Source organism: Salinibacterium sp. 10G20-15 (assembly GCF_057365065.1).
Window position 1 is genome coordinate 1749107 of sequence record NZ_CP195118.1, and the last position, 26370, is coordinate 1775476.

Annotated in this window: 25 protein-coding genes and 1 tRNA gene; 11 read left to right on the forward strand and 15 right to left on the reverse strand. The window is 61.4% G+C overall.

Going from position 1 to position 26370, the window contains the following annotated elements; genetic code table 11:
• Window positions 1-84: 84 nt before the first annotated feature.
• The gene (locus ACR3YK_RS08400; protein ID WP_486174445.1) at window positions 85-1521 is read right to left on the reverse strand and encodes a PTS galactitol transporter subunit IIC; all 1437 of its coding nucleotides are present in this window, start codon (window positions 1519-1521) and stop codon (window positions 85-87) included.
• A gap of 129 nt (window positions 1522-1650) precedes the next feature.
• The gene (locus ACR3YK_RS08405; protein WP_486174446.1) at window positions 1651-1932 is read right to left on the reverse strand and encodes a PTS sugar transporter subunit IIB; all 282 of its coding nucleotides are present in this window, start codon (window positions 1930-1932) and stop codon (window positions 1651-1653) included.
• A 123-nt stretch (window positions 1933-2055) separates the two neighbouring features.
• On the opposite strand from ACR3YK_RS08405, the gene ACR3YK_RS08410 reads away from it, so the two are divergent.
• Window positions 2056-2544, forward strand: coding sequence for a PTS sugar transporter subunit IIA (locus tag ACR3YK_RS08410; protein ID WP_486174447.1), 489 nt, complete (start codon window positions 2056-2058; stop codon window positions 2542-2544).
• 12 nt (window positions 2545-2556) lie between these two features.
• Here ACR3YK_RS08410 and ACR3YK_RS08415 read toward each other — a convergent pair whose 3' ends face one another.
• Window positions 2557-3483 (reverse strand): sugar-binding transcriptional regulator, encoded by a 927-nt coding sequence (locus tag ACR3YK_RS08415; protein WP_486174448.1) that lies wholly within the window; start codon window positions 3481-3483, stop codon window positions 2557-2559.
• A gap of 157 nt (window positions 3484-3640) precedes the next feature.
• On the opposite strand from ACR3YK_RS08415, the gene cysS reads away from it, so the two are divergent.
• Window positions 3641-5071 carry a cysteine--tRNA ligase gene (gene cysS / locus ACR3YK_RS08420; protein WP_486174449.1) on the forward strand — a complete coding sequence of 477 codons (1431 nt, stop codon included), beginning with the start codon at window positions 3641-3643 and terminating at the stop codon, window positions 5069-5071.
• A gap of 31 nt (window positions 5072-5102) precedes the next feature.
• Window positions 5103-6140, forward strand: coding sequence for a 23S rRNA (guanosine(2251)-2'-O)-methyltransferase RlmB (gene rlmB / locus ACR3YK_RS08425; RefSeq protein ID WP_486174450.1), 1038 nt, complete (start codon window positions 5103-5105; stop codon window positions 6138-6140).
• Window positions 6141-6245: 105 nt separating this feature from the next.
• Here rlmB and ACR3YK_RS08430 read toward each other — a convergent pair whose 3' ends face one another.
• Complete coding sequence (locus ACR3YK_RS08430) at window positions 6246-7430, reverse strand: trans-sulfuration enzyme family protein (RefSeq protein WP_486174451.1); 1185 nt, start codon at window positions 7428-7430, stop codon at window positions 6246-6248.
• Window positions 7431-7530: 100 nt separating this feature from the next.
• Here ACR3YK_RS08430 and ACR3YK_RS08435 point away from each other — a divergent pair, with 100 nt between their 5' ends.
• Window positions 7531-8016 carry an Lrp/AsnC family transcriptional regulator gene (locus ACR3YK_RS08435; protein ID WP_486174452.1) on the forward strand — a complete coding sequence of 162 codons (486 nt, stop codon included), beginning with the start codon at window positions 7531-7533 and terminating at the stop codon, window positions 8014-8016.
• A gap of 62 nt (window positions 8017-8078) precedes the next feature.
• Here the strand turns inward: ACR3YK_RS08435 and ACR3YK_RS08440 are convergent, their stop codons facing one another.
• Together ACR3YK_RS08440 and ACR3YK_RS08445 are read right to left on the reverse strand one after the other, a co-directional pair.
• Window positions 8079-9389 (reverse strand): DUF4032 domain-containing protein, encoded by a 1311-nt coding sequence (locus tag ACR3YK_RS08440; protein WP_486174453.1) that lies wholly within the window; start codon window positions 9387-9389, stop codon window positions 8079-8081.
• A gap of 80 nt (window positions 9390-9469) precedes the next feature.
• Complete coding sequence (locus tag ACR3YK_RS08445; protein WP_486174454.1) at window positions 9470-10570, reverse strand: ABC transporter ATP-binding protein; 1101 nt, start codon at window positions 10568-10570, stop codon at window positions 9470-9472.
• Window positions 10571-10816: 246 nt separating this feature from the next.
• Between ACR3YK_RS08445 and ACR3YK_RS08450 the strand changes: the two genes are divergently transcribed.
• Window positions 10817-11737 carry a DsbA family protein gene (locus ACR3YK_RS08450; protein WP_486174455.1) on the forward strand — a complete coding sequence of 307 codons (921 nt, stop codon included), beginning with the start codon at window positions 10817-10819 and terminating at the stop codon, window positions 11735-11737.
• A 127-nt stretch (window positions 11738-11864) separates the two neighbouring features.
• Here ACR3YK_RS08450 and ACR3YK_RS08455 read toward each other — a convergent pair whose 3' ends face one another.
• A complete protein-coding gene (locus ACR3YK_RS08455; protein ID WP_486174456.1) occupies window positions 11865-13682 on the reverse strand; it encodes a cytochrome c biogenesis protein DipZ in 1818 nt (605 codons plus the stop codon).
• Window positions 13683-13974: 292 nt separating this feature from the next.
• Between ACR3YK_RS08455 and ACR3YK_RS08460 the strand changes: the two genes are divergently transcribed.
• The 3 genes from ACR3YK_RS08460 to ACR3YK_RS08470 all read left to right on the forward strand — a co-directional run bounded on the left by ACR3YK_RS08460 (window position 13975) and on the right by ACR3YK_RS08470 (window position 16534).
• Window positions 13975-14622, forward strand: coding sequence for a fasciclin domain-containing protein (locus ACR3YK_RS08460; protein WP_486174457.1), 648 nt, complete (start codon window positions 13975-13977; stop codon window positions 14620-14622).
• Between the two features lie 303 nt (window positions 14623-14925).
• Window positions 14926-15273 (forward strand): YciI family protein, encoded by a 348-nt coding sequence (locus tag ACR3YK_RS08465; protein ID WP_100388370.1) that lies wholly within the window; start codon window positions 14926-14928, stop codon window positions 15271-15273.
• A 55-nt stretch (window positions 15274-15328) separates the two neighbouring features.
• The gene (locus tag ACR3YK_RS08470) at window positions 15329-16534 is read left to right on the forward strand and encodes an RNA polymerase sigma factor (RefSeq protein ID WP_486174458.1); all 1206 of its coding nucleotides are present in this window, start codon (window positions 15329-15331) and stop codon (window positions 16532-16534) included.
• Between the two features lie 28 nt (window positions 16535-16562).
• Here the strand turns inward: ACR3YK_RS08470 and ACR3YK_RS08475 are convergent, their stop codons facing one another.
• Window positions 16563-17162, reverse strand: a complete 600-nt coding sequence (locus ACR3YK_RS08475; RefSeq protein ID WP_486174459.1) for a YdeI/OmpD-associated family protein — start codon at window positions 17160-17162, stop codon at window positions 16563-16565.
• A 119-nt stretch (window positions 17163-17281) separates the two neighbouring features.
• Between ACR3YK_RS08475 and ACR3YK_RS08480 the strand changes: the two genes are divergently transcribed.
• Both ACR3YK_RS08480 and ACR3YK_RS08485 read left to right on the forward strand, forming a co-directional pair.
• Entirely contained in the window at window positions 17282-18322 is a 1041-nt protein-coding gene (locus tag ACR3YK_RS08480; protein WP_486174460.1) for an alcohol dehydrogenase catalytic domain-containing protein, read from the forward strand.
• Window positions 18323-18499: 177 nt separating this feature from the next.
• The gene (locus tag ACR3YK_RS08485) at window positions 18500-19552 is read left to right on the forward strand and encodes a zinc-binding dehydrogenase (protein WP_486174461.1); all 1053 of its coding nucleotides are present in this window, start codon (window positions 18500-18502) and stop codon (window positions 19550-19552) included.
• Between the two features lie 7 nt (window positions 19553-19559).
• Here ACR3YK_RS08485 and dapC read toward each other — a convergent pair whose 3' ends face one another.
• From dapC to ACR3YK_RS08515, 6 genes are all read right to left on the reverse strand, one after another.
• Complete coding sequence (gene dapC / locus ACR3YK_RS08490; RefSeq protein WP_486174462.1) at window positions 19560-20675, reverse strand: succinyldiaminopimelate transaminase; 1116 nt, start codon at window positions 20673-20675, stop codon at window positions 19560-19562.
• Window positions 20676-20856: 181 nt separating this feature from the next.
• Window positions 20857-21591 carry a GntR family transcriptional regulator gene (locus tag ACR3YK_RS08495; RefSeq protein WP_486174463.1) on the reverse strand — a complete coding sequence of 245 codons (735 nt, stop codon included), beginning with the start codon at window positions 21589-21591 and terminating at the stop codon, window positions 20857-20859.
• Entirely contained in the window at window positions 21537-23009 is a 1473-nt protein-coding gene (locus tag ACR3YK_RS08500; protein ID WP_486174464.1) for a fumarylacetoacetate hydrolase family protein, read from the reverse strand. The genes ACR3YK_RS08495 and ACR3YK_RS08500 overlap by 55 nt, the downstream gene beginning before the upstream one ends.
• A 64-nt stretch (window positions 23010-23073) precedes the next feature.
• Window positions 23074-23883 carry an HpcH/HpaI aldolase family protein gene (locus ACR3YK_RS08505; protein WP_486174465.1) on the reverse strand — a complete coding sequence of 270 codons (810 nt, stop codon included), beginning with the start codon at window positions 23881-23883 and terminating at the stop codon, window positions 23074-23076.
• Window positions 23868-24653, reverse strand: coding sequence for a fumarylacetoacetate hydrolase family protein (locus ACR3YK_RS08510; RefSeq protein WP_486174466.1), 786 nt, complete (start codon window positions 24651-24653; stop codon window positions 23868-23870). Before ACR3YK_RS08510 ends, ACR3YK_RS08505 begins: the two co-directional genes overlap by 16 nt.
• 186 nt (window positions 24654-24839) lie before the next feature.
• A tRNA-Thr gene (locus tag ACR3YK_RS08515) sits at window positions 24840-24913 on the reverse strand.
• 36 nt (window positions 24914-24949) lie between these two features.
• Here ACR3YK_RS08515 and ACR3YK_RS08520 point away from each other — a divergent pair.
• Window positions 24950-25921, forward strand: coding sequence for a DMT family transporter (locus tag ACR3YK_RS08520; RefSeq protein ID WP_486174467.1), 972 nt, complete (start codon window positions 24950-24952; stop codon window positions 25919-25921).
• Here the strand turns inward: ACR3YK_RS08520 and msrB are convergent.
• Window positions 25918-26316, reverse strand: a complete 399-nt coding sequence (msrB, locus tag ACR3YK_RS08525) for a peptide-methionine (R)-S-oxide reductase MsrB (protein WP_486174468.1) — start codon at window positions 26314-26316, stop codon at window positions 25918-25920. The genes ACR3YK_RS08520 and msrB overlap by 4 nt on opposite strands.
• Window positions 26317-26370 lie beyond the last annotated feature (54 nt).

Genomic DNA, 26370 nt, shown 5'->3' on the forward strand with positions numbered 1-26370 from the left:
GTTGGTTCGCGCGTCTTCGACACGCACAAAGGCCCCGCTCCTTCCTGGGGGAGCGGGGCCTTTGGCGGCGAGGCTAGACCTGGTTTAGGCCTTAGCTGCTTCTTCGTCGGATGCTGCTGCGGCATCCGCTTCGACCTGAGCGCGAACGATGTCGCGCTTCTTCTCGAGGCGGCTCACCCAGTAGGCGAATCCGAGGGCGAGGACGCCCAATACTGCGATGGTCCAGCCACCGAGGTTCGCGACCCCGAAGAATAGACCGGTGAGGGGGTTGGCTCCGTCGACGAGCGACGAGATGAGCTGCGAACCCTGCGTGTCGGTGAAGCCTGAGGCTTCGGCAATAGCGGTGAACTGCGGTGCGGTTGCGGTCGCGATAAAGAGGCCGATTCCGATCACGATGGCACCACCGATAACCGAGCGAACGATGTTGCCGCGGAAGATCGGAACCATCATGGCCACGATGAATGGCAGGGTTGCGAGGTCCACCAGCGGAAGTACCTGGTTGCCGGCGGGAGCGAGCGCGATGGCGATGAGTACCGTAACAGGGACCAGTACCAGTGAGGTGGCGAGTACGGCGGGCTGGCCTACGGCAATTGCGGTGTCGAGACCGATGTAGAACTTGCGACCGGGGAAACGCTTCTGAACGAACTCGCGAGCGGAATCGGAGACCGGGATGAGGCCTTCCATGAGGATCGAGACCATGCGCGGCAGAAGCAACAGAACGGCAGCGAGGCTGATGGCGAGTACGAGGATCGCGATGGAGTCTTCACGAGGGTTGTCGAAACCGAAGCCGGCGAGACCGATGATGATTCCGAGCACGAGACCCAAGATCATCGATTCACCGAAGACTCCGAAGCGCTTCTCGATGGTCTGCGGGTCTGCCTTCAGGTTGCGGAAGCCGGGGATGCGATCGAAGACCCAGTTGAAGGGGATCGCGAACAGGATGTACGGCGCGCTGGTTCCGTGGGGAAACGAGATGTCGGGGAAGTTGAAGTACTTCTGAATCAGTGGAGCTGAGAGGTCGGCGAGAGCCAGAACGATCACCATGTGTACGGCCGCCGCGGCGATACCGATCCAGAAGTTATTTGTGACGGCTCCGACAAGAGCGCCAACGAGCGCGAAGTGCCAGAAGTTCCACAGGTCAATGTTGAACGTGCGGGTGAGGCCCGACCACAGCAGCACCATGTTGACGAGGATGCCGACAGGAATAATCACCGCCCCGACAGTCGAACCGAAGGCGATGGCCGCACTCGCGGGCCATCCCACATCGAGAACTGTGAGGTTCACCCCGAGGTTGGTTGCGAGAGCTTGAGCGGCAGGACCGACGGTACCCGCCATGAGGCCGATCACGAGGTTGATGCCGATGAAGCCGATACCGATCAGCACGCCGGCGCGCAGCGCTTGGCTGAACTTTTGGCCAAGGATCATACCGAAGATCGTGATGAGGATCGGCAGTGTGACGGAGGCTCCGAGAGCCGTGAGGTAGCTGGTGATATTTGTCAAAATATCTTCAATGATGTTCAACGTTGAACGTCCAATTCTCTGAGGTTTGTCGAGGCTGGGAGATGAGCTCGGCGCAGTGCTGCGCGGGCGCTCGTGAAGATGATGCTCTGGCGGACCGTGCGAGAGGCGCGAGCCGCCGTGTTTCGCGGGTTAGGCGAACTGTTCCTCGATCTCGGCATAGGCCTTATCGAGGCCCATTCCGGTGAGGAAGGGGAGGCCAGCGATGACCGGGATTCCGACGGAATCGGGCACTTGGGTGGTGGCCACGATGAAATCTGCGTCGAGGTTGCCGCGCAGAGTGTCGGCTACTTTGCCCTGCGTAATTGTGGCGTTGAGTCCTTTGGATTCGCAGAAGGTGCGAATCTTGCTGACGACCACGGTGGATGTTGCGACTCCAGTGCCGCAGATAACGAGAATGCGTTTTGTGGCCATTTTCCAATACTCCAATGTATTCGCGGGGCGATAGCGTCGTGACAATTATGCACCTTTGATATACAAATGTGTACACAGCAAGATCTTTTTGACTAACACTGGCGCCCGGAAAGACGAGAAATCATGAGCGAGACCCCGACTTCGGTACCCGTGGTGCCCCGCGCCGACCTCAGTATCGTGGGGCTCGAGGCGAGAACTAGCGGCGAAGTGCTCTCCGCTTTCGCGCAGCAGGCCTTAGCGGTCGGCGCTGTGCGGCCCAGCTACGAAGCGGCACTTCTCAAGCGCGAACTCGCCTTCCCCACTGGTCTACCCACGGTCATCCCGGTAGCAATTCCCCACGCTGATGTCGAGCACGCCATTGAATCAGGGCTCGGAATCGCCACCCTCGCGCATCCCGTCGAATTCGGCGAGATGGGCGGAGCGGACTCGACCGTGGCTGCTCGCGTGGCCGTTCTCATTCTCGTGACCGAACCACATGCGCAAGCTGAAATGTTGTCGCAACTCATCGGGGTCTTCCAGCTCGACGACTGGCACGACACTCTAAGCGCGGCGACAACGCCAAAAGAACTCGCGGCGACATTCGCCGACCTTCTCGCTTCCGCCGCTGGGTAGCGGTTGCACTCGCTAGCGCTGGTTGAGCAGGGCTAGTGCGAGCTCGGAGTCGACGACGAGAACGTCGAACAGTCCGCCGGTGAGGGCTGCATGGGTGCCCTCGACCTTGTGTGCGCCTGCGGCGACGCCCACTACGGTGGGGATGCTGCCGAGTTCGTCAAGGTCGATCGCGATCACACGGTCGTTGACGACCGACTCCACAAGTTTTCCTTCGTGGTCGAAGAAGCGCGTGCAGCAGTCACCCACTGCTCCGGATGCCGCGAAGTCGCTGCGTTCGCTGCGGCTCAGGTTCATCGACTCGATGATTGCGCTTGAGGCGCCCTTGCCCACATTTCCGACTCCGACGATCGCGATTGTGGCGCGGCGGGAAGCGTTGAGCACGCCCGTGATCGATGGCTCCCTGAGGAACGCTTCGCGAGATTCGAGCGATTCGACAACCGCTGGGGCATACAGGCGGCGGTGTTGGGCTCCGAGTTTGGTGGCCAAAAGGCGCACCAAGACGTTACCGTCGCGAGCGGAGTCGACGATGGAAAGCCCGCCCACGAGGGGGAGAATTTCGATGTTCTCGTGGGAGGCGTCATCCGGAATCTCGTCGACAACAGCCTGAACGCTGGAGCCCCAGGAGAGGGCCACCCCGCCATCACGGGGAAGGTTGTCGATGAGCCACTGAGCGCCGAGGGCGCCGACGCGGGAAAGCTGGTTGTCAGAACCCGTGCTGGGGGCGACTCGGCATTCGCGCAGACCATAGCGAGCAACGAGCTGCGCTTCGAGGTCTTGGGCGCGACCGAAGGGGTCGTTGATGCGAATTTCAACAATGCCGTTCTTGCGGGCGTCAGCGAGAACGCGAGACACGTTCGATCGCGAAACGCCGATCTCTTGAGCGACTTCGGCCTGCGATTTGCCCTCGAGGTAATAGAGGGTGGCTGCTTTGACAAGCATGGCTTGGTTGCGTGGACTGGGTATGGGTCCGTCCCTCTCTCGTGCTTCGTTGCTGATTTGCACTCATTCTACGGCCGTTTACACACTCGTGCGCATAACTTCCAGCGTTCTACGAGAGAAGCCCCGCATTGGTAGCGGCGGTCGCTAAACTTGCTTAGTGACTATTCGCCTGTATGACACCCGTAGTGCCAGCCTCGTCGACCTCGAACCTCGCGAACCGGGCAAGGTGGGAATGTACGTGTGCGGTCCCACGGTGCAGTCGGCCCCGCACATCGGTCACTTGCGCTCAGCGCTCGTCTACGACATTTGGCGTCGTTGGCTCACCTACCGCGGTCTCGATGTCACGCTCGTGCGCAACGTCACCGACATCGACGACAAGATCTTGAGCAAAGCAGCGGATGCCGCAGCCGAGGGCTCGACGGAACAGTGGTGGGCTCTGGCCTACCGAATTGAACTCGAATTCACTGCTGGCTACAACGAGCTCGGCATTCTCCCGCCGAGCTATGAGCCGCGCGCGACAGCCAACATCTCCGAAATGCGCGACCTGATTGCGCTGCTCATCGAGCGCGGTCACGCCTATGCCGCCACCGATGGCTCGGGCGATGTCTACTTCGACACCCAGTCGTGGCCCTCCTACGGTGAGCTCACTCGTCAGAAGCTCGACGACATGGTTGCTGCCGCAGACGCCGATCCGCGCGCCAAACGCGATGCGCGCGACTTCGCCCTCTGGAAGGGCAGCAAGCCCACCGAGCCCGCGACGGCATCCTGGTCATCGCCGTGGGGCGATGGTCGCCCCGGCTGGCACATTGAGTGCTCCGCCATGTCGCGCCGCTATTTGGGTGGTGCGTTCGACATCCACGGTGGTGGCCTCGACCTGCGGTTTCCGCACCATGAGAATGAGCTTGCCCAGTCGGCGGCGCTCGGCGATGAGTTTGCACGCCACTGGGTGCACAACGGAATGGTCAACGTCAACGGCCAGAAGATGTCAAAATCACTCGGTAATTCGGTGTTTGCCCGCGACCTTTTGGATGCAGCCCGCCCGATAGTGGTGCGCTATCTGCTCGGTGCTGCACATTACCGCTCCACAATCGACTACACTGACACGTCGCTTGCAGAAGCTGAGGCCGCCTTTGAGCGCCTTGAGGTGTTCATCGAGCGGGCGTCGCGCCGACTGCGTGACACTCGCTTTGATACTGCGAACACCAACGAGGTGCCCGAGGCATTTGGCGAAGCGATGGATGACGACCTTGCGGTGCCGCAAGCGCTCGCGGTAGTGCACGAAACGATTCGTTCGGGCAACGCCGCCCTCGACGATGGGGATCTTGCAACGGTCGCCACGGCGCGTTCGCAAGTGGTCGCTATGGCAGCTGTATTGGGTATCAACCCACTTGATCCACGATGGGGTTCTGATCGTTCAGAACCAGCTGTTGCTGCACTGTCAGCACTGGTTGACACGCTCATTGAGGATCGCAATAAAGCCCGCGCGGCGAAAGATTTCGTTGTCGCGGATCGAATCCGTGATGAACTATCAGCGGCGGGAATCACTCTCGAAGATGACTCGACCGGATCACATTGGAGCTTGCCGTGACTGAGCGGCGCTTCCGACAGGAGCAACACTCGTGAAAAACCCAGGTAACACCCCTCGCGCCGGAGCGGTGCGCAAGAGTCGTAAAGGTCCCCAGGTCGGGTCGGGAGGCCAGGGGCGTCAAGCTCTCGAAGGTCGCAAGCCCACGCCTAAGGCTGAAGACCGCCCCTACCACCCCGCAGGGAAGCGCAAAGCGGCCGCAGAACGCTATGAAGCGGCGGGCGGAACACGGCGCAAGGGCGGAAAGCCGTCCGGAGCTCAGCAGCAGCCTTCGAACCGTGGCGGACAGTCTCGCGTTGCGAAGTCGGCGGATGAGTCGGAGATCGTCACCGGCCGCAACTCCGTGCTTGAGGCCCTGCGTGCCAAGATTCCTGCTCACACTCTCTACATGGCAGCGCGCATCGAGTTCGATGACCGCGTGAAGGAGATCGTGAAGCTCGCTACCGCGCGCGGCATTGCTGTGCTCGAAGTGATGCGTCCAGAACTCGACCGCCTCGCCGGATTCGACTCCGTGCACCAGGGCGTCGCCCTTAAGGTGCCGCCGTACGAGTATGCGCACCCGATGGAGCTTCTCGACAAGGTCGAGTCGCGCGGCCACGTTCCGCTACTTGTCGCTCTCGACGGCATCACTGACCCCCGCAACCTCGGAGCCATCGTGCGTTCGGTTGCCGCGTTTGGCGGCCAGGGTGTCATCGTTCCACAGCGTCGCTCGGTCGGTATGACGGCATCCGCATGGAAGACCTCGGCCGGTGCTGCTGCTCGCACGCCCGTTGCTATGGCGAACAACCTCACGCAAATGATCAAGGAATACAAGAAGCGCGGCGTCTTCGTGCTCGGTCTCGACGGAGACGGCGACCTGTCGCTTCCCTCGTTGCCGCTGGCGAAAGAGCCCGTGCTGATCGTCGTCGGTAGCGAAGGTAAGGGCCTTTCGCGGCTCGTTACCGAGAACTGCGACGCCATTGTCTCGATTCCGATCAGCGCTTCCACCGAGTCGCTCAACGCCGGTATCGCAGCCAGTGTCACGCTCTACGAAATCTCGAAGCTGCGTGCTGCCGCTCGCAAGAAGAAGTAGCACCGTCTTAAGAAGTAGCACTGTCTCAGGCCCAGCCTGAGCTGCACAGCCAAAGAGCCGCTGCCCCCTCGGGGACAGCGGCTCTTCGCGTTTCAGCGAGTGACGCTAGTTGCTGGTGACAGCGTCGAGCGCTGCCGTGATGTCGTTCATCAGATCATCCACGTGCTCAAGGCCGACCGAGAGTCGAACAATGCCAGCGCCGGGCTTCGCCTCGGAGGCGACGGGGCGGTGCGTGAGCGATGCCGGATGCTGCACGAGGGTGTCGATACCGCCCAGCGAGACGGCGTGGGTGATGAGCTTTACTGCCTCCGTGAACTTCGCCGCGGCCTCGTAGCCACCGGCAAGGTCAAGCGCGATGAGCGAACCAGCGCCAGCGGACTGAGTGCCGATAAGGCCAGCGGGGTCCTGGCCGGGTAGGCCGGGGTAGAGAACGCGAGCGAGTGCGGGGTGGCCGTCGAGGCGGCGAGCGAGTTCGCCGGCCGTCTCTTGCTGAGCGCGCACGCGCAGGGGCAGAGTGCGCAGGCCGCGGTGCAGCAGGTACGCCGCGAAGGGGTGAAGGACTCCGCCGGTGAGCGCGCGAACGTTACGCAGGGCCTTGGCGTGCTCTTCGCTCGTGGCGATGACGCCGCCCATCACATCCCCGTGACCGCCGAGGTACTTGGTGGCGCTGTGCAGCACCATTGCGGCTCCGAGTTCAATCGGGCGCTGCAGCACGGGAGTCGCAAAGGTGTTGTCGACAAGAACGGGCACGGCACCTGCGGCGTCAACGACCTTCTTGATGTCGACGAGTTCGAGGGTGGGGTTAGCGGGGGACTCAATGACGATGAGGCCGGTGTTGGGCTGGATGGCGTTGACGATCGAGTCGGCATCGGCCCACGTCACGGTAGTGCCGAGCAGTCCGTTGTCGAGTACGTGGTCGGTTCCGCCGTAGAGCGGTCGAACGCCCACCACGTGCGGTCGACCGGCCGACGCGATGGCAATCAGTACGGCAGAGAGCGCTGCCATTCCGCTGGCAAACGCCACGGCTGCTTCTGCGCCTTCAAGAGCGGCGAGCCCGTCCTCGAAGCGAGCAACGCCGGGCTGCCAGAGTCGCTGGTACACCGCGGAGTGACCGTCGATGATGGGGTTTCCCGTGGCGAGGTTCTCGTAGGAGTCACCGCCGACTTCAACGCTGGGTAGGGGGTTTGTCGTCGAGAGGTCGATAGAGGGAACGTGGGCACCAGATTCCTGCACGCCCTCCATTCCCGCGTGAACAGCAAGGGTTTCGAGATGGATGTCGTGAGGCAGCATGACTAGATAACAACAGAAAGTGCGCCCCTAATCAACTCGCGTTGCAGGTTCTTCACGAAATGTGACATTTTTCGCATAAGCTGCGACGAAGGAGGATCCCGTGACCGAACCCCACAGCTTGCCCATCGACTCTGTTGACCGCGCGATTCTGGCCAGTTTGGCCACCAACGCGCGCCGCTCGGGCTCGGCGCTCGCCGCCGATGCCGGCGTCTCGGAATCCACCGTCTCCCAGCGACTGCGCCGCCTTCACGACGAAGGCTACTTGCGCGGTTTTCACGCCGATATCGATGTCGCCAAGCTCGGAATGAGCGTGCAAGCGCTCATCTCGATCAAGCTCGTCAAGCACGTGCGGGAAGACGTGGATGCGTTCCGGAGTGCCGCGCCCCGCTGGCCTGGCGTCCTTGCCTTCTTTCACACCGGCGGCGGAGACGACTACTTGCTGCACGTCGCGGCGCGCAGTGCGGCAGAGCTCAGAGACTTCATGCTGACCTATCTGGCCAGTCATCCGGCTGTCGCTCATACCGAGACCAATCTCGTGTTTGAGCACGTGACCGGGCGCGGGCTGGAACAACTGCTGTCCGACTAACAGTCGCCGCGGCAATCGCGTCCGGCTAATGGCCGCCGCAGCAATCGCCCGCTGAAAGCAAGCTAGACCTTGAGCCGCCAATCTTCCCCGTCGTCGCCACCGTCGTGATCGGTTTCGCCATCCCCGGGCAGCGTAATCGGCATCGTGAACGCCCCCGTTGGCGGGTTGATCATGGTGGCTTCGTCGCGACGGAACTGCAACACGTTCTCGACATAGCTGCTCACCGCCTCGGCGAGGGGGATGTCGTGGCCGGAATCCTGCGCCAGTTGACGACGGTGGTCGAGCAGCTGGTGGAAGGCTTCGGCGGGCTCGAGCTTGCCGCGCAGTTCTTTGGGGATAGCTCGGATGACCGGCTCGAACACACGCGCCGCCCACTCGTGAGCCAGCATTTCTTCGTCCATGTCTTGCTTGTCGAACGCTGCGCGGTATGAATCCATATCGTTGAGCAAGCGGCGGGCTTGATTCTCCTGGGCGTCGAGCCCGGTGAGGCGCAGCAGGCGGCGAGAGTGGTGTCCGGCATCCACGACTTTCGGCTGGATGCGCACGCGTGTGCCCGAGTCTTCCGTTTTGATCGCGAGTTCTTCAATGTCGAAGCCGAGCGCGTTGAGGCGTTCCACACGCTGGTTGATACGCCAGCGTTCGGAATGATCGAAGCGCTCCGACCCGGTGAGCTCTTTCCAGAGCGTGCGGTATTGGGCGACGATTCCGTTGCTGATTTCTACGGGATCGATGTCTGCTTCGAGACGTCCGCCTGCCTGCAAGTCGAGGAGTTCGCCGGCAATATTGACGCGACCGATCTCGAGGTCGTTCTCGCGCTGGCCGTTGGAGAGCCGGTCGTAGAGCTGGCCGGTTTCGGCATCCACCAGATAGGCGGCAAAGGCGCCAGCATCCCGGCGGAAGAGAGTGTTAGAGAGCGAGACGTCGCCCCAGAAGAAGCCAACGATGTGCAGGCGAACGAGCAATACTGCCAGGGCATCGACGAGGCGTCGGGCGGTCTCGGGGCGCAGGCTCTGCGAATACACCGCGCGGTAGGGGAGCGAAAACTTGAGGTGGCGGGTGACGAGCACCGACTTCAGCTCTTCGCCGTCGGCTGCGGTGCGGTTCGTGACGATCGCGAGCGGATCGACGCACGGCACATCAAGTTTTTGAAGCGTGCGCAGCATCTCATACTCGCGTCTCGCGAGTTCGCTGGACGTCTCCTTGATTGCCACGACGAAGCCGCTGAGGTTGGCGAAGCGCACGAGGTGGCGCGAAATGCCCTTGGGGAGAGTCGCGATCGCATCATCCGGCCACAACTCCAGCGGCAGCGACCAGGGTAAGTCGAGCAGAGCCGGATCGGCGGTTGCCGCGGTGATAGTGACAGAACCAGTCATTCACATGTCCTTAACAAGAAGGAGCCCGCCGAACATCCGAACTGGGTTCGACGTCGACGGGCTCGATCGTAAAGCGAAAGTTAGCTTGCGACTACAGGCTTCTTGGTGAGGCGGAGGCCCGACTCGGTGTCAAACACGTGAACGTGGTTGGGCTCCGGGGTGAGGAACACCTTTTCGCCAGCGTTCGGGTGCGAGCGGCCATCAACGCGAGCAACGATGTCCACGCGCTCCCCGTTAATCTCAGCGTGACCGTAAAGGTAACCGTCAGCACCGAGCTCTTCTACGAGGTCGACGTCGACCGGAAGTCCGCTGCCCGAAGTCGACACGATGACGTCTTCAGGGCGGATACCGATGGTCACGGTCTTAGCGTCGGTTCCACCGAGCGTCTCGGAGTCAACCGCAACAACAGCATCGCCAAATTGCAGACCACCGTCGACGATGTTGACGCTAAAGAGGTTCATGGCGGGGCTACCAATGAAGCCAGCAACGAACACGTTCTGAGGTGATTCGTAGAGGTCGCGAGGAGTACCAACCTGCTGGAGGAGGCCGTCTTTGAGAACGGCGATACGGTCACCCATGGTGAGAGCTTCGGTCTGGTCGTGGGTCACGTAAACCGTGGTCACTCCGAGGCGGCGCTGCAGGCTCGCGATCTGCGTACGTGTCTGCACGCGCAGCTTGGCGTCCAAGTTCGAAAGCGGCTCATCCATGAGGAAGACCTGGGGCTGGCGAACGATAGCGCGACCCATGGCTACACGTTGGCGCTGACCACCCGAGAGCGCCTTGGGCTTGCGGTTGAGGTAGGGCTCGAGGTCGAGCAACTTTGCGGCCTCAAGTACGCGCTCGGCGCGCTCTTCTTTGCTGACGCCGGCGATCTTGAGCGCGAAGCCCATGTTCTCGGCCACCGTCATGTGCGGGTACAGCGCGTAGTTCTGGAAAACCATCGCGATGTCGCGGTCTTTCGGCGGAACATCGGTGACGTCGCGGTCGCCGATAAGGATGCTGCCATCGTTGACCTCTTCGAGGCCGGCGAGCATGCGGAGGCTGGTGGACTTACCGCAACCCGAGGGGCCGACAAGAACGAGGAATTCGCCGTCTTCTACGTGAAGATTCAGCTTGTCTACAGCCGGGACCGTTGATCCCGGGTAGAGGCGGGTTGCGTTGTCAAAAGTTACAGACGCCATTGTTCTATTTTTCTCCTTCACCGGCAGGTACGTGCCGGACGATCCGTTGTGATGGACAGCGGTCGAAACCGCGTTGCGTCATTATTGCACCTTTTTGGGGGTCAGCCGACCACATAGTTCGCCCCCGCCGCCTGGCCATCTTGGAATTCAGTTGGGCAATTCCCAGTGATTCCTCCTAGAATTCGACGGGTGCGCCGTCATTTCTGAGCGCGCGACACAGCGATATATACGGCAAATGAGGTTCGATTGAGCAACGGCAACTCCGGCGATAGCCGACTCACCAAAAATGAGCGTCGCGAAGCAGCGCGGGAAAAAGCGCGCATTCAGCGTGACGAGCAGAAGAAGAAGGACCGCCGCACTAAGTGGATCCTTCAGGGCAGCGTCGGTCTCGCACTCGTAGCGATTGTTGCCGTCATCGCATTGGTTTTGGTGAACTCCAACCAGCCGGCTGGTCCGGGCCCACGCAACTTCGCCAGTGACGGCATCCAACTCAATCAGGGCTTCATCGCAACCCCTGCCGAGGCGCAGCCCTCCGATGCAGAGCCGACTCCGAACGTTCGCGACGAAGAGTCCGGCGTGCTCGATATCCAGATCTATGTTGACTACTTGTGCCCCATCTGTGGCGCCTTCGAGCAGACCAATGCGGAGTACATTGAGAGCCTTGTCGAGAACGGCGCGGCGACCCTGGAAGTGCATCCGATCACCATTCTCGATCGCCTTGCACAGGGCCAGCGTTATTCCTCGCGCGCCGCGAACGCAGTTGCCTGCGTAGCCGACACCTCACCCAACGACTTCTACAGCTACCACAACCTCTTGTTGTCCGAGGGCGTCCAACCAGAAGAAAACACGGCGGGCCTGGGCGATTCTGACCTCATCGACCTCCTTGATGTGGCCGGAGTAGAAGATTCCGACGTTATTGCTGAATGCATCGACGACGAAACGTTCAAGACCTGGGTCAAGAACTCCACTGCTCGCGCGCTGACCGAAGACATTCCCAACTCTGACGTTGGCCCGGTTACCGGAACCCCCACGGTTCTCGTCAACGGGGTGAAGTACGAGGGGGCAGTAAATGACCTCGCCAGCTTCCAGGCCTTCGTTATTCAGGTCGCTGGAGATAACTTCAACGAGAACTCAACGCCGACCCCGACTCCCACCCCGGAGCCGTAACCGGCGATCACTCTTCGCGAACATCGCCTCGTAGCGCGGTGCAGCTCGCAACGAGACGCTCCTCGCAGCACAAAGGGCCCCCATCCAGTTGGATGGGGGCCCTTCGTGTTGTGCAGAGGAGTGTTGGCTAGCCGAAAGTGTACGAGTACGCTTCAACGCCCTCGCTCACGGTCACCTCCAACGTGCCCTTCTCGATCGAGTCGCCCTTGGGGACGATGGAGTAGGAGTTCGGCGTGCCTGAGACCTTGATGGTCTCCGTCTTGCCGTCGCGCTTCACGGTGATCGTGCCTTCTCCACCGAGAACCATGCGAACTTCACTGGCGGTGTAGTTCAGCTTGATCGAGCTCTCGCCGTTGCGGGGTGTCGCGTTCTGGAACGTGAGTTCCCAGTCGCCCTCGAGGGCGAAGCTGTTGTCGGCAAGCTCCGAGGGGAAGCTGTACGTGTTAGTACCCGACGAGTACTTCTCATCGCCGCCGTAGTTCACTACCTTGCCGAGGCTGAGGTACGTCTCGGGAGTGGTGGTTCCTGCTTCGGGAGTGTCGTCGCTGACCTCAGTTGCTGGGGGCAACTGAACGTCAGGGTTGGCATCCACGAGCAGTTCACGAATGAGCTTCTCAGTGGTCTGGTAGCTACCTTCACCGAACTTGATGTGACGAACAACACCCTCAGCATCGACGAGGTAATGTGCCGGCCAGAAGCGGTTGCGGTAGTTCGTCCAGGTGCTGAGGTTGTTATCGAGAGCAACCGGGTATTCGATCGCGTAGTTCTCGGCGCCAGCCTTGACGTTGGCGGGAACCTTCTCAAAGGCGTACTCGGGGGAGTGGACGCCGATGACGTTCAAACCGAGATCCTTGTAAGCGTCGTACCAGCTGTTGATGTGCGGAACTGCGCGCTGGCAGTTGATGCAGGAGTACGCCCAGAAGTCGATCAAAACGACTTCGCCGCGGAGCTCATCCAGAGTGATTTCTTCGTTGTTCTCGGTGTTGAACCACTCTTGGATGCCCTGGATATCAGGAGCGATACCGCAGCTCTCTAGCTCGGTGCCGCCGTTGCTGCACTGGTCGAGATCCTTGTTCTGCTCGTTGACGAGACCACCCAGGTTGAGCTGTTCTGCAATCTGCTCAGAGTTGCTGAACTGGTCTTGCAAAGCGCTCGTGTAATCAGGAACGAGACGCTGAAGTGCCTGCGGCAGGTTGAAGACGAGGCCGATAGCGAGAGCGATCATGAGAACGCCACCCGTGACGCGAATCTTCTGCTGGTGCTTGCGGAAAGTCTTGACGCGCTCGGCGACGCGGCGGCCGGCGAGAGCGAAGATCAGCAGCGGAAGAGCGGCACCAATAGCGAAGGTGATCGTGAGCACGATGGTCTCGGGCCCAATGCGTCCGGTTGAGCCAGCGACCGTGATAGCCGCCAAAACTGGTCCTGCACAGGGGACGTAGACGGCACCGAGAGCCAGGCCGAGCACGAAGCCGCCCTTGTCTGTTCCGACATTCTTCTGCGGGATCCACGAGAAAGGCTTCTCCAGAATGTGCTGGAACGCGGGAATGATGAGGCCAAGGCCGATCAAGACGAGAACGACGATGCCGGCCCAGCGCAGGAAGTCCTGGGGGAGGTTGAGCAGCGCGAGAATGAGCGAACCGATGAGCGTGAAGACGCTGAACGCGACAACGAGGCCGGCGATAACGAAGTAGGGGCGCCACGGTGAAACCTTGGGGGCGGCATCCTTCTCAGCGGTTGCTGTTGCGGTAGCGCTGTCGCTGATGGCGGCGGCATCGGATGCGGTGGGCATCGTGCGGCGAGCGAAGCGACGCTTTTTGGTTTCCCCTTCGCCGCGGGCGCTCATGGCACCACCCGACAAGAAGATGACCGGCAGAACCGGCAAGATACACGGGGATATACCCGTGATGATGCCTCCTAGGAAGCCGATAAGGGCGAGACTGAGCATGAGGTTCCTCCACAGAACTGTGTGACGCCCGGGAGCCCGGGCGGCTGCACTGAAGTTCGGAACCGTGGCCCGTAAGGGTTGGTCTGAGGTTGCTATGCCGTCTCCGGAGGGCGGTCGCTGGTTGGTGGGGGAGCAGAGGTCTCTCCTCCCTATAGGCAAAAGCCCTCTCAAAAAACTTTGGAAAAGTTCCAAACCCTTTTCGGGGGTGCCCCGAATAGTCCTGTGTAAGCCGGCAGAGAGTCGGCAAGCCGGGTCCATTCGGGGGCCACCAACTTTCATCAAGGAGATTCACATGCGATCCATTAAGCGCAACACCTTCGCCGCCCTCACGTTCGCTGCTGTAGCAATGGTCGGCCTCGCCGGTTGTTCCACCGGTGCAACAGAAGACACCGCAGCACCCGCACCCGAGGAGAGCTCGCCGTCGATGGAGATGGACTACACGGCTGACCTCGTCGGTTCCGGCTGTGCTGCCTACGCCGAGACTGTTCCGGACGGAAGCGGCTCGATCGTCGGAATGGCTCAGGACCCGGTAGCAGTAGCCGCGTCAAACAACCCGCTGCTCACCACGCTCACCGCCGCAGTTTCCGGTGGCCTCAACGCCGATGTCGACCTCGTTGACACGCTCAATGGTTCAGAGTTCACCGTCTTCGCTCCGGTTGACGACGCCTTTGCAGCACTTCCTGCCGAGACCGTAGAGGCCCTCATGCAGCCCGAGAACGCTGAACTGCTCACGAGCATCCTCACGTACCACGTTGTTCCTGGCCAGATCCTTCCGGATGACATTGCTGGCGAGCTCACCACTGTCAACGGTGAAATGGTCACTGTTGCCGGTAGCGGCGACAACATCACCGTCAACGACGCCAACGTCATCTGCGGTGGCGTTCACACGGCCAACGCAACCGTTTACCTCATCGATGGTGTACTCACCCCCGGTGCATAATTTGTAGCAACACTGACGGGGATCCGCGCCTAGCGCGGGTCCCCGTTTTTGCGTTTCCCGGCCCGTGCTTCCGGGGTTGTTGGCAAGAGCATGTGGGGTAGACGAAGGCCCGACGATATTTTCTAAAGTTTTTTGCAGCGCACGTGTCGATTCGGCACGTGCGCTGCGTCATGTCAGTGAAGGGCAGGGAAATCCCCGGCCCCGAAAGGACATGATTATCGTGGAGTACTCGCAGTTCTCATCGTCATGTCCGTTGTCATCGGCCTCTTCGGCCACACTTCACAGATCGGCTAGGGAAACAACATGCAGTACATGATCCTGATTCATTCTGAACCTTTCGATGGCCCAGAACCGGGCACGGACGCCTTCGACGAGATGATGGCGCCGTGGATGGCCTACAACCAGAAACTCATCGATGGCGGCCACTATGTCGCTGCCGATCAGCTCCAGGGCGTCGAGACCGCGACCACGATTCGTCGGGCGTATGGTGCCGGCGACACGATCGTCGATGGACCGTTCGCTGAAACCAAAGAGCACTTCGGCGGCTTCTACATTGTGGAAGCCAAAGATCTGGATGAGGCACTTGCGCTTGCTGCGGAGGTTCCGATTCCGGCCGGCTCGCTCGAGGTTCGCCCGGTGGTGCCCTCGTAGCGTGCCGGATAACTCAGAGGCGGTCACCCGCCTGGCGCGTGAGGAGAGTGGGCATGTGCTCGCTCTTCTCACGCACCGCTTCGGCCTCGACGTTGCCGACGATGCGGTGCAGGATGCGCTGGTTGAGGCTCTGAACTGGGCCGTAGTGCCTGACAACCCCGCGGCCTGGCTTTACACGGTGGCGCGCAATCGCGCGGTCGACCGGGTGCGGCGCGATGCTGCCGCCGCGCGACGTCTTGCGCGGGCAGCCCCCGATCTTGTGGCTGTCGCCGAGCACAACAGCGATGGCTATGGCCCCGATGGTAACGGCGAGGAGGTGCCCGCCATGATCGATGATGCTCACTATTCGGGCGACGAACACCTGCGGTTGCTGCTGCTCTGCTGTCACCCGGCACTGAATCGAGACGCCCAAGTGGCGCTGACCCTCCGGCTCGTCGGCGGCCTCACCACAGCGGAGATTGCGGCCGCATTTTTGCTGCCCGAACAGACGCTTGCGCAGCGGATCGTGCGGGCCAAGCGCAAGATTCGTGATGCGGGCATCCCGCTCAGCATCCCGGAAGACCTCACGTTGCGAGTGGATGCCCTGCTCACCGTGGTGTACCTCATTTTCAACGAGGGCTATCTCTCACGGGGGAGCGCGACCGGCGCCCGAATCGACCTCGTTGAAGAAGCGATTCGCCTCACGATCACCACGCGCGAGCTGCTCCCCGGCAACCCCGAAGTCGAAGGCCTACTGGCGCTGGAGCTCTACGCTCGCGCCCGCCACGACACGCGTTTTCGCGGCGACGAACTTGTTCTTCTTGAGCACCAAGATCGCACCCGCTGGGACGGCGAGCTCATCGAGCAAGCGAACGGGCTCCTGCACAGTGCGCTCGCACGCCGACAGCCGGGGCCGTTCCAGACCCAAGCGGTCATTGCGCGCCACCATGCCACCGCGCGCACTGCCGCTGACACCGACTGGCCGGCCATCGCATCCGCCTATGCCGTGCTGCTGGCCATGACGGGTGGATCGCCCGTGGTGGCACTCAATCGTGCGGTCGCGGTGTCAATGGCCGACGGCCCTGACGCGGGGCTGCGCTTGCTCGCCGAAATCACCGGCCTTGAGAACTATCACCTGTATTGGGCTACTCGTGCCGAGCTGTTGTTACGTGCGGGCGATGCGGATGCCGCGGCGAAAGCCTTCGCCCGAGCGCGCGAACTGGCCACGAATGCCGCCGAACAGCAGCATCTCGATCGGCGTATCGCGCAGCTGCCCGAATAATTCCGCCGGAGTCCCACTCGCCCTGCTGCTACGGCCGTTTCGCCGGAGGCTTGGGCTGCGCGTAGTGGTGCTCGCCGATTGCACCCTTCTCGACGATGTCCCGGATGCGAGCGGCGCGCACTGTTGGTGTTTTGATCCCGGTGAGCCGCGCATAGATCTGAAAGCGCTCACTCTTGGTGAGGCTGGCGTGAAACTCTGCCGAGGCCGGGTTCGCGTCGAGGGCGGCCTGCAGGTCTGGGGGAGTCGTCATGTTCTTCTGGCTGTACGCGGCATCCCAGCGACCGTCGGCCTTGGCGCGCTCGACCTCGGCAAGGCCTCCTGGCCGCATCTGGCCCTCCTCGATGAGTCGCGCAACATGGTCACGATTTACTTGAGACCAGGGGCTGTTTTTGCGGCGCGGGGTGAACGCTTGCAGCGTGTAGTCGTTGTCGAGGCGTGCCATCTGGCCGTCGATCCATCCGAAGCACAGGGCGACGTCGAGGGCTTCGCTCCAGGTGATGCCGGGGGCCTTCGACAGTTTCTTTCGGAGCTTGAGGCGCACGCCGTCGGGTGACGGCTCGTTCTCGAGGTAGTCCGTCCATTCGGCGATGCTGACGTCGAGGATGGGTTTGTCGGCGAAGCTGGCCACGGTCTGGTCCTCCTTGGGTGCTCTACGTTCAAGCATCGCACCATCCACTGACGACTACTCCCGCTCGCTGAACAAAGACTGATTCGTCACTCGGGGTCGCGCAGGCGTTGAATAGGGTCATGCGAGCTACTTACATTTACGGCGCCGGCGATGTCCGTGTCATCACTGCCCCTGACCCGAAGCTCATCGAGAGCACTGACGCGGTCGTTCGCATTACTCGCGCGTGCGTGTGTGGCAGCGATCTGCACCCCTTCCATTCCATGCCGGCGGATGCGGATGCTCGCCCCATCGGTCACGAGTTCATCGGCGTCGTCGAGGAGCTCGGCAAGGATGCCGCCACACTCAAGATCGGCGACTTCGTCATCGCGCCCTTTGCCTACTCCGACGGAACCTGCGAGTTCTGCCTCGAAGGGCTCCAGACTTCGTGCATCCACGGTGGGTACTGGGGCAATGGTGGAATCACCGGCGGCCAGGCCGAAGCCGTGCGCGTGCCCTTCGCCGACGGCACCCTCGTGAAGGTTCCTGGCACCGTCGACGAGTCGCAGTATGCCGACCTCCTCACGCTTTCTGATGTCTACGCCACCGGTTGGCACGCGGCTTACAAGGCTCGCGTGGCTCCCGGCCAGACCGTTACCGTCATCGGCGATGGCGCTGTCGGTCTCCTCGCTGTGCTCTCCGCCAAACAGATGGGTGCCGAGCGCATCATTCTCATGGGCCGCCACAAGGCGCGTACCGACCTTGGCATCCGCTTCGGAGCCACGGATGTCGTCGCCGAGCGCGGCGAAGAGGGTATCGCCCAAGTGCGCGAACTCACCGGCGGCACGGGAAGCCACGCGGTTCTCGAAGCTGTCGGCTTCATGCCCGCCTACGAGCAGGCCCTCGGCGTTGTCCGTGCGGGCGGAGTGATCAGCCGTGTCGGCGTTCCCCAGTATGAGGATGCCCCGGTCGGCCGGCAGAGTCTCTTCGGCAAGAACGTCGGCCTCGTCGGCGGTGTGGCTCCCGCTCGCGCGTACATCGAACAACTGCTCCCCGCCGTGCTCGACGGAACGGTCAACCCGGGGCTGGTCTTCGACCAGACCGTGAAACTCGAGCAGACCCCCGACGGCTACACCGCGATGGACGAGCGCACCGCTCTCAAGGTGATGGTCGACCCGACGTAGCCGTCGCACGGCATCCCATCGCGTTACGGAGAGCGAAGCATCACGATCACAGGAGGTGGATGCCCTGCCCGAATTCAAAGATTGCCCCGTGTACTGTGGTGTCGTCAGCTGGTCGCGCGCTCGCGGAATCCCGGGCAGCACGACCTCCGCCGCAGGTTTAGTGTGTGAGGAAACCCTATGAAGGCAGCATTTCTGTACAGCGCCGGCGACGTGCGAGTGGAAACCGTTGCCGATCCGGTGATCGAGCAGAAGACCGACGCCATCGTTCGGGTGGTACGTGCCTGCGTCTGCGGTTCGGATTTGCACCCGTTCCATACCCGCAAAGCCGGCCCGACGGCTGCTCCGATGGGCCACGAAATGGTCGGAGTTGTCGAAGAAATCGGCTCCGAGGTTTCCCGCGTGAAGCGTGGAGATTTGGTCGTTGCCACCTTCACCTACCAAGACAACACGTGCGTTTACTGCCAAGAGGGGTTCCACACGTCGTGCCGCCACGGCGGTTTCTACAACAAGCCAGAGGTCGGCGGCTTCCAAGCGGAATACGCGCGAGTTCCGCAGGCTGACGGAAGCCTCGTAGCGGTACCGGGCGTCGACGAGAACAGTGAGCTACTCCCGTCACTGCTCGCGCTCTCCGATGTCTACCTCACTGGCTATCACGCCGCGCACATGGGGCGGGTGGGGGCTGGGCAGACCGTCACGGTGATCGGTGACGGTGCCGTGGGGCTGTCGGCTGTGCTGGCCTCCAAGAGGCTTGGTGCCGAGCGGGTCATCCTTATGGGGCGGCATCAGGCGCGCACCGATCTCGGCCGTGAATTTGGAGCAGACGAGATTGTGGCCGAGCGAGGCGAAGAGGGCGTTGCCAAGGTTCGCGAACTCACCCGCGGCGAGGGTAGCCATGTTGTAGTCGAAGCGGTTGGTCATTTTCCGGCGTACCAGCAAGCGCTGGGGTCGGTTCGCGTGGGCGGCACCATTTCGCGCGTTGGTGTTCCGCAGTATTCCGAGGCTCCCATTGGATGGGGGTCACTCTTCAGCCGCAACATCACGCTTACGGGCGGGCCGGCTCCCGTGCGCGCCTATTTCGAGCCAGCGATTTCAGAGGTGCTCGATGGCTCGATTAACCCAGGGCGTGTTTTCGACCGCGTCGTTGGTATCGACGATGTACCGCAGGCCTATAGCGCCATGGACTCCCGCGAAGCGCTCAAGGTAATGATTGCTTTCTCCAGCGCCAATTGATTTCAGGTCAGCGCGACCACAGTTGGAGCGCGCTGATGGCCCGGTTGAGGTACTCATCTCGAACGGTAACGGCGAACCGCACGAACTCAGCACCGCTGGGGCCGTAGAACTCGCCGGGTGACACGAGAACGCCACTATCTGCGAGTTTCATCGCGGTATCGACCCCGTTCTCGCCACGGGTCGCCCAGAGGTACAACCCACTTTCGGAACCGTGAATAGTGAAGCCGGCAGCCTCGACGGCGGAGCGCAGACGCTCGAGTCGGGAACTGTACAGGGCGCGCTGTGCCGCAACGTGGTTATCGTCGGACAGAACCGCGCCAAGTACCTGCTGCACGGGTGCCGGAACGATGAGGCCGAGGTCGCGACGACGTGCTGCAATTTTCGTGATCAGTTCCTCGTCCCCGGCTACCATGCCGGCACGGTATCCGGCCATATTTGACTGCTTGCTGACTGAGTAGGAGACGAGTACCTTGCTCATGTCGTTGCCGACCACGCGCGAGTCCAAGATGGACGGGATTCGCTGCCCATCGACTTCGTTCAGCACGGCGTAGCATTCGTCGCCGACAATTACCGCGCCGAGATCGCGAGCTCGTTCGACGGCACGGCGCAACTCATCAACGGTCAAAGTCTGGCCATCGGGGTTGCGTGGGGAGTTCAGCCAGATAAGTTTGGTTGCCTCCGGCCACTGGGCTGGATCGTCTTCGGCGACAACGCTGGCACCTACGGCAAGAGCCCCGGCTTCGTAGGCAGGATAGGCAAGCGCGGGGCGTACGACAACATCGTCTGGCCCCAGCCCGAGCAGGAAGGGCAACAGGCCCAGTAGCTCTTTGGACCCGATCGTGGGCAGCACCCCTTCGGGAGTGAGAGTGACACCGCGCACGCGATCGAACCAGCGAACCATTGCGTCACGCAGTTCGACGAGACCAACGGTCAAGGGGTAGCCGGGAGCGCCGCCCGCAGCGGCTAACGCATCGACGAAGACTTGCGGAGTCGGGTCGACGGGGGATGCTGTGGCAAGGTCAGCAAAGCCACCGGGCTGGGCGACGGCGCGACGGCGCAGTTCCGCCGAAATGTCTCTCGCCGAAGGAGGGGCAGGATGCAGGGGCGACTCCGCGGCGCTCATGCGTGTACTCCGGAACGCTGAATCGAGAGAGTCGATACCGCCCCGAGGCGTGGTGACCGGGCGCCGGAAAGGCTGAAGAAGGTATCCATGTTTCCTATGGAATCAACCATTCCTATGAAACGTATGGGCGCAGGCGGGCAGGCGGGCGCCGAAGTGCCTCGTCGCGCGGAGAGCGCGTAGGTCAGGCTCCTGCCGCTGTCGCAATCGCTGTGGGGGCGCGGTGCTTCTCTTGGTACTCGAGCATTGCGTCGAGCGTTGCCGTGCGATGTGCCCGGGCCGCTAACTCAATGTCGAGTGGGTCCGCGTGGGAATCGATGAGATCCAGAATGGTGTCGTGCTCGCGAACTGACTGACTGGCTCGGCCCGGAATGAAGCTGAAGGTCGAGTCGCGGAGCACGGTGAGTCGTTTCCAGCCGCGATGAACCAGCTCCAGAATATGCGGGTTCGGGCAGTTTTCGAATAGTACGGAATGAAATTCAAGATTGAGAGCGGTAAACGAGTGCGGGTCAAAGTCGTCGAGCGATTTCCGCATGAGTTCGTTGATGGCGCGAGCACGTTGAACCTGATCGGGGGTGATCGTGGGCGCGCTGAGCGCAGTAGCGGAGCCTTCAACAATGCTGAGGGTCTGCATGGTGAATTGGTATTCAGTTTCGTGAACGAGGGCAACTTGTGCCCCCACGTTGCGTTCGAAGGTGACGAGTCCTTCAGCTTCGAGACGTCTGATTGCTTCTCGTACAGGAACGACGCTAACGTCAAGTTCCGCGGCAATCTGACCTAAGACAAGCCGGTAGCCGGGAACGTATCGACCGTTGTCGATTTGCTCTCTGAGGTAGGCGTAAGCTCGCTCCGACTTGCTTTCACTCACTGGGCGTCTCCGGAGGAGGCCCCCGCCTCCTGCTCGTAGCGGGCCCGCCATGCTGCGTTCATCGGGAACAGCCCATCGACGCTTTCACCATTCTTCACCTGTGCCGCCACAAACATATCTTCGTGTTCCTGAGCGACTGCTTCCTCAGCGATTTCTTCTACAAGGCCAGCCGGGATGACGATAACGCCGTCACCATCACCCACGATGATGTCACCGGGCACGACTGCTGCTCCACCACAACTGATGGCAACATCCGTTTCCCACGGTACATGGCGGCGGCCCAGAACTGAAGGATGCCCGCCCTGGCCGAAGGTGGGGATGTCGAAACCTGCGACCTGTTCAAAGTCGCGGATGCCGCCGTCAGTCACGATTCCCGCAGCACCTCGAGCGAGCGCGCGCAACGCAAGCACATCGCCGACGGTGCCCGTGCCACGCTCACGCCGCGCATCGATCATGATCACTTCACCGGGGTTGACGCTATCGAAGATCTTCTTCTGCGCATTAAAACCTCCGCCGTGCGAGGCAAAGAGGTCGGGCCGATGCGGAACGAAACGTAGTGTTCGTGCGACTCCAACCATGTGGAGGTCAGGTCGTGTGGGATAAGCCCCTTCGACGAAGATGTCGACATAGCCGCGGGCGCGGAGGCGAGCGCTGAGCGTCGCTGTGCCTACGGCGTGCAGCTTGGCGCGCAACGCGGGGGAGAGGCCCTGTGGCTCGTCCGAAGTAAGCCCCGCTGCTTCGGCTGATCCCCACGCCTCTTCGCGTTGAACATCGTCAACGGAAGGCTTTGTGCCGATATCGCTGAATGGCGTGGTTCCTTGAGTGACGGTGGTGGAGAGCCGACCGCTTGTGAGCGAGCCGAGTGCGCCCGGCGCGTCTACTTCAACTTCGACGGTATCGCCGGGCCCAACCACTGACGATCCGGCGGGGGTGCCCGTCAGGATGATGTCGCCAGGGTGCAAGGTCATGTGTTGCGACAGGTCTGCAACGAGTTGTCCGAAGGGGAAGAGCAGAGTGTCGGTGGTGTCATCTTGCACAAGCGTTCCGTTGACCCAGGTTCGGAGGCGAAGTGCATCCGGGTCGATTTCGCGCGCATCGAGCACGCGCGGTCCCAGAGGAGTGAATCCATCTCCGCCTTTGTTGCGTACGTTTGACCCTTTATCGGCAGCGCGAAGGTCGTAGAGTCCGAAATCGTTGGCGGCCGTGACCCCCGCCACATGGCTCCACCCAGCGTCGGCAGAAACCCAGCGCGCTGGTGTTCCGATGATCAGCGCAACCTCTCCCTCGAACGCGAGAAGCTCTGTTCCGGCTGGCCGCTCGATGTGGGCTCCACTCGCTGAGACCGAAGAAGCGGGCTTGAAAAAGTAAGAGGGGGTCTTCGGTGTGCGTCCACGCTGCTCAGCGCGAGAGCGATAGTTTAGGTGTACTGCGATAATCTTGCTGCCCGGGCGAAGTTCAAACGTGGTCATCGGCATCCTTGTTCATCGAGGTAATGGCTGTTCTCAGTGGTGTCGGCATCACGGGGCGCTGCCGTTAGTAACTTGCACGGCCAGTTGCGGTCGTAGCGGGCATAAATTTCTCTGCAAGTTGTTCGGATCCCCGAGCAAGCAGCGACACATCGGCTCCCACGAATACAAAACTTGCACCGCTAGCCAGATAGTCTTCCGCCACTGTGGGGTCGAAGGCGTTGACTCCTACGGGCTTTCCTGCCTTGGCTCCGGCCTCGATGCATCGTTTCACTGCCGCGACTACGGTCGGATGGCTTTGTTCGCCGAGCTTGCCCATCGACGCAGCGAGGTCGGATGGGCCAACGAATATCGCGTCGACCCCGTCAACGGCCACGATGGAATCGACATTCTCCACGGCAGTTGCTGACTCGATTTGAACCGTAAGGGAGACCGTGTCGTGAGCGGTGGCAAGGTAGTCGTCTACGCGATTCCAGCGTGCCGCCCGCGCAAGCGCACTCCCGACTCCACGGTTACCGAGAGGGGGATACCGTGTAGCGCTTACTGCGGCCCGAGCTTGTTCAACGGAGTCCACCATCGGGACGATAAGGTTCTGCGCACCGAGATCGAGATGCTGCTTGATGATTGTGCGGTCGTTGGTGCTCACGCGCACAAGCGGGGTGACAGCGTACCCGGCGGAAACCTGAAGCTGTAGTTGAATGCTCTCTAGCGTGTTCGCAGAGTGCTCCGCGTCGATTAGAAGCAGATCAAGGCCGCTCCCGGCCGCGATCTCAGCAGCAACCGGGCTGCCTGAAACAACCCACATGCCGATGAGTGGCCGGTGTGCCGTGTCGAGTTGGCGTGAAAAAGTTGGCGGCAGCGTCATTCGAACTTGCACGTCACGGCCCCCAAGCTTCCGTACTCAGCGTGGATGGTGTCTCCGCGTTCCACCCACAGCGGTCTCGTGAATGAGCCGGCCAGCACGATCTCCCCCGCATCGAGGGTGGTTCCGTGCTGAGCGAGCTTGTTAGCGAGCCAGGCTACTCCCAGTGCTGGGTGCCCGAGAACGGCTGCGGCGACTCCGGACTCTTCGATCGTTTGATTTCGGTAGAGCACGGCAGAAACCCAGCGCAGATCGATCTCAGACGGCTTGACCGGTGTGCCGCCAACAACCATTGCCCCCAGCGCAGCATTGTCGGAGATCGTGTCGACGATTGTCCGTCCTTCCATCTCAATGTGAGAGTTCAAGATCTCCAGCGCAGGCACGACGTAGCTTGTTGCGTCGAGAACATCAAAGATGGTGCACCCGGGGCCCGTGAGGGGTTTCGCGAGCACGAACGCCAGCTCGACTTCGACTCGAACATTGGAGAATGCGTTGAAGTCGACGGTAACCCCCGACTCGAATGTCATGTCATCGAAGATCACACCGTAGTCGGGCTCTGTGATGCCGGTTGCGACCTGCATCACTTTCGATGTCAGGCCAATCTTGTGACCAACGATGCGATGGCCGGCTTGCACGCGCCGCTGAGCCCACGCACTTTGGATGGCGTAGGAATCCTCAACCGTCATATCAAGACCGCGCTGGGTAAGTAGTGGAACGATGGAGTGAGTTTCGTGCGCGTCGACTAGCTCATTTGCGAGCGTCGTAATTTGGTCCGGCGTCAGCATGCTCGGCACCTCCTCGGTCTGTACACCAAATCGTATATCATCTGCTGGCTGGAGTACATGGCGAGGTTATCGAGCGAGAGGGCACACACTTCGAGCGGAGCGGCGTGCGGTAGCGCCGCTGGTTAAATGGCGATGTCGAAGGCCGCTAGGGTTAAAGCAACCCCGACGGCCCCCGACATTCTGCTGGGCCTCCTGTCGGATTCGAACCGACGACCCCCGCTTTACAAGAGCGGTGCTCTAGCCAGCTGAGCTAAGGAGGCTTGGGCCAACGCCCTATTTTAGACATGACTAGCCCTATGCTCCCAACCAGCCCTCGAAGTCGCCGCCGCGCGCTCGCCGGAATCTTCGCCGCAATCGTTGCTGGCGGTCTTGTCGCAGCTCAAAGCCGCATCAACGGAGAGCTCGCCGTGGAGCTTCACGACTCCACGCTCGCGGCGCTCATTTCCTTTGGCTCCGGACTGATCATCCTCACCCTCATCGTGCCATTTGTGCCCACTGCGCGAGCAGGATTTCGTACCCTCCGCACTGAAGTGGGCAGTAAACGACTGCCCTGGTGGTACCTCAGCGGGGGAGCCTTCGGTGCGTTCTTCGTGCTTACCCAGGGTCTCGCCGCTACCGCTCTCGGCGTCGCTCTCTTCACCGTGGCGGTCGTTGCGAGCCAAACCATCAGCTCCGCCGTGATCGACCGGGTGGGTATCGGCAGCCTCCAGAAGCGACCCGTCACGGCATTACGGGTAGCGGCATCCGCCCTCGCAGTGGGGGCAGTAATTTTTTCTGGCCTCGCCGATTTACGCCTCGACGGTCCGTTCTTGCTTGTGTTTCTGCCGCTAGCAGCCGGATTCGGGATCGGGTGGCAGCAAGCCATCAATGGGCACGTACGTCACGTGACGCGTTCGCCGCTCACCGCCACCTACGTCAACTTCATCGTCGGCACGACAGTGCTGGCGATTGCCGCGATCTCCTACGGCTTCGCTGGAGGCTGGCACCATGACTTCCCCAGCGATCCGACGCTCTACATCGGGGGAGCGATCGGAGTCATCTTTATTGCCGTCGCCGCCGTGCTTGTGCCAATCACGGGCGTGTTGTTTTTTGCGCTCGGATCGATTGCAGGTCAGCTGATCGGCGCGCTCGCGCTCGAGGTTTTCTTGCCCACAGATGGCGATGGGGTGGCACCGACCACCGTACTCGGTGTAGTGCTCACCCTCATCGCTGTGGCAATCGCATCACTTTCTAGTCAACAACCACCCAAAATACCTCTCGCGAACTAGTCCTTCTCGTCGAACTCCAACGAAGAGGAGTTCAAGCAGAAACGATCACCGGTAGGCGTTTGGTGGGCATCATCGAAGAGGTGTCCGAGGTGCGAACCACAGGTGGCGCACACCACTTCGGTGCGAACCATACCGAGCGACCGGTCTTCGCGCAGCTCAACAGCATCCGGGTTGATCGCTTCGTAAAAGCTCGGCCAGCCCGATCCAGAATCAAACTTCGTGTCGCTCGCAAACAGCTCAGCGCTGCAGGCGCCACAGCGATACACCCCGGGACGCTTCTCATCAAGAAGTGCACCAGACCATGGCCGGTCGGTGCCGGCCTCGCGGAGCACCGAATACTTGATTCCGAGCTCTTCGCGCCACTGCTCTTCGGTCTTGGTCACCTTGTATGTCATCGTGGTCTCCTTAAGTTGCCAGCTCTCGCTGCTCAATACATTAAACTCGTGGTT

Coding starts and splice junctions, on each gene's coding strand:
- ACR3YK_RS08405 (WP_486174446.1), bottom strand. CDS start 1,932: ATGGCCACAAAACGCATTCTCGTTATCTGCGGCACTGGAGTCGCAACA.
- ACR3YK_RS08410 (WP_486174447.1), top strand. CDS start 2,056: ATGAGCGAGACCCCGACTTCGGTACCCGTGGTGCCCCGCGCCGACCTC.
- ACR3YK_RS08415 (WP_486174448.1), bottom strand. CDS start 3,483: ATGCTTGTCAAAGCAGCCACCCTCTATTACCTCGAGGGCAAATCGCAG.
- ACR3YK_RS08430 (WP_486174451.1), bottom strand. CDS start 7,430: ATGCTGCCTCACGACATCCATCTCGAAACCCTTGCTGTTCACGCGGGA.
- ACR3YK_RS08440 (WP_486174453.1), bottom strand. CDS start 9,389: ATGACTGGTTCTGTCACTATCACCGCGGCAACCGCCGATCCGGCTCTG.
- ACR3YK_RS08445 (WP_486174454.1), bottom strand. CDS start 10,570: ATGGCGTCTGTAACTTTTGACAACGCAACCCGCCTCTACCCGGGATCA.
- ACR3YK_RS08455 (WP_486174456.1), bottom strand. CDS start 13,682: ATGCTCAGTCTCGCCCTTATCGGCTTCCTAGGAGGCATCATCACGGGT.
- ACR3YK_RS08460 (WP_486174457.1), top strand. CDS start 13,975: ATGCGATCCATTAAGCGCAACACCTTCGCCGCCCTCACGTTCGCTGCT.
- ACR3YK_RS08465 (WP_100388370.1), top strand. CDS start 14,926: ATGCAGTACATGATCCTGATTCATTCTGAACCTTTCGATGGCCCAGAA.
- ACR3YK_RS08480 (WP_486174460.1), top strand. CDS start 17,282: ATGCGAGCTACTTACATTTACGGCGCCGGCGATGTCCGTGTCATCACT.
- ACR3YK_RS08485 (WP_486174461.1), top strand. CDS start 18,500: ATGAAGGCAGCATTTCTGTACAGCGCCGGCGACGTGCGAGTGGAAACC.
- dapC (WP_486174462.1), bottom strand. CDS start 20,675: ATGAGCGCCGCGGAGTCGCCCCTGCATCCTGCCCCTCCTTCGGCGAGA.
- ACR3YK_RS08495 (WP_486174463.1), bottom strand. CDS start 21,591: ATGGCGGGCCCGCTACGAGCAGGAGGCGGGGGCCTCCTCCGGAGACGC.
- ACR3YK_RS08500 (WP_486174464.1), bottom strand. CDS start 23,009: ATGACCACGTTTGAACTTCGCCCGGGCAGCAAGATTATCGCAGTACAC.
- ACR3YK_RS08510 (WP_486174466.1), bottom strand. CDS start 24,653: ATGCTGACGCCGGACCAAATTACGACGCTCGCAAATGAGCTAGTCGAC.
- ACR3YK_RS08520 (WP_486174467.1), top strand. CDS start 24,950: ATGCTCCCAACCAGCCCTCGAAGTCGCCGCCGCGCGCTCGCCGGAATC.
- msrB (WP_486174468.1), bottom strand. CDS start 26,316: ATGACATACAAGGTGACCAAGACCGAAGAGCAGTGGCGCGAAGAGCTC.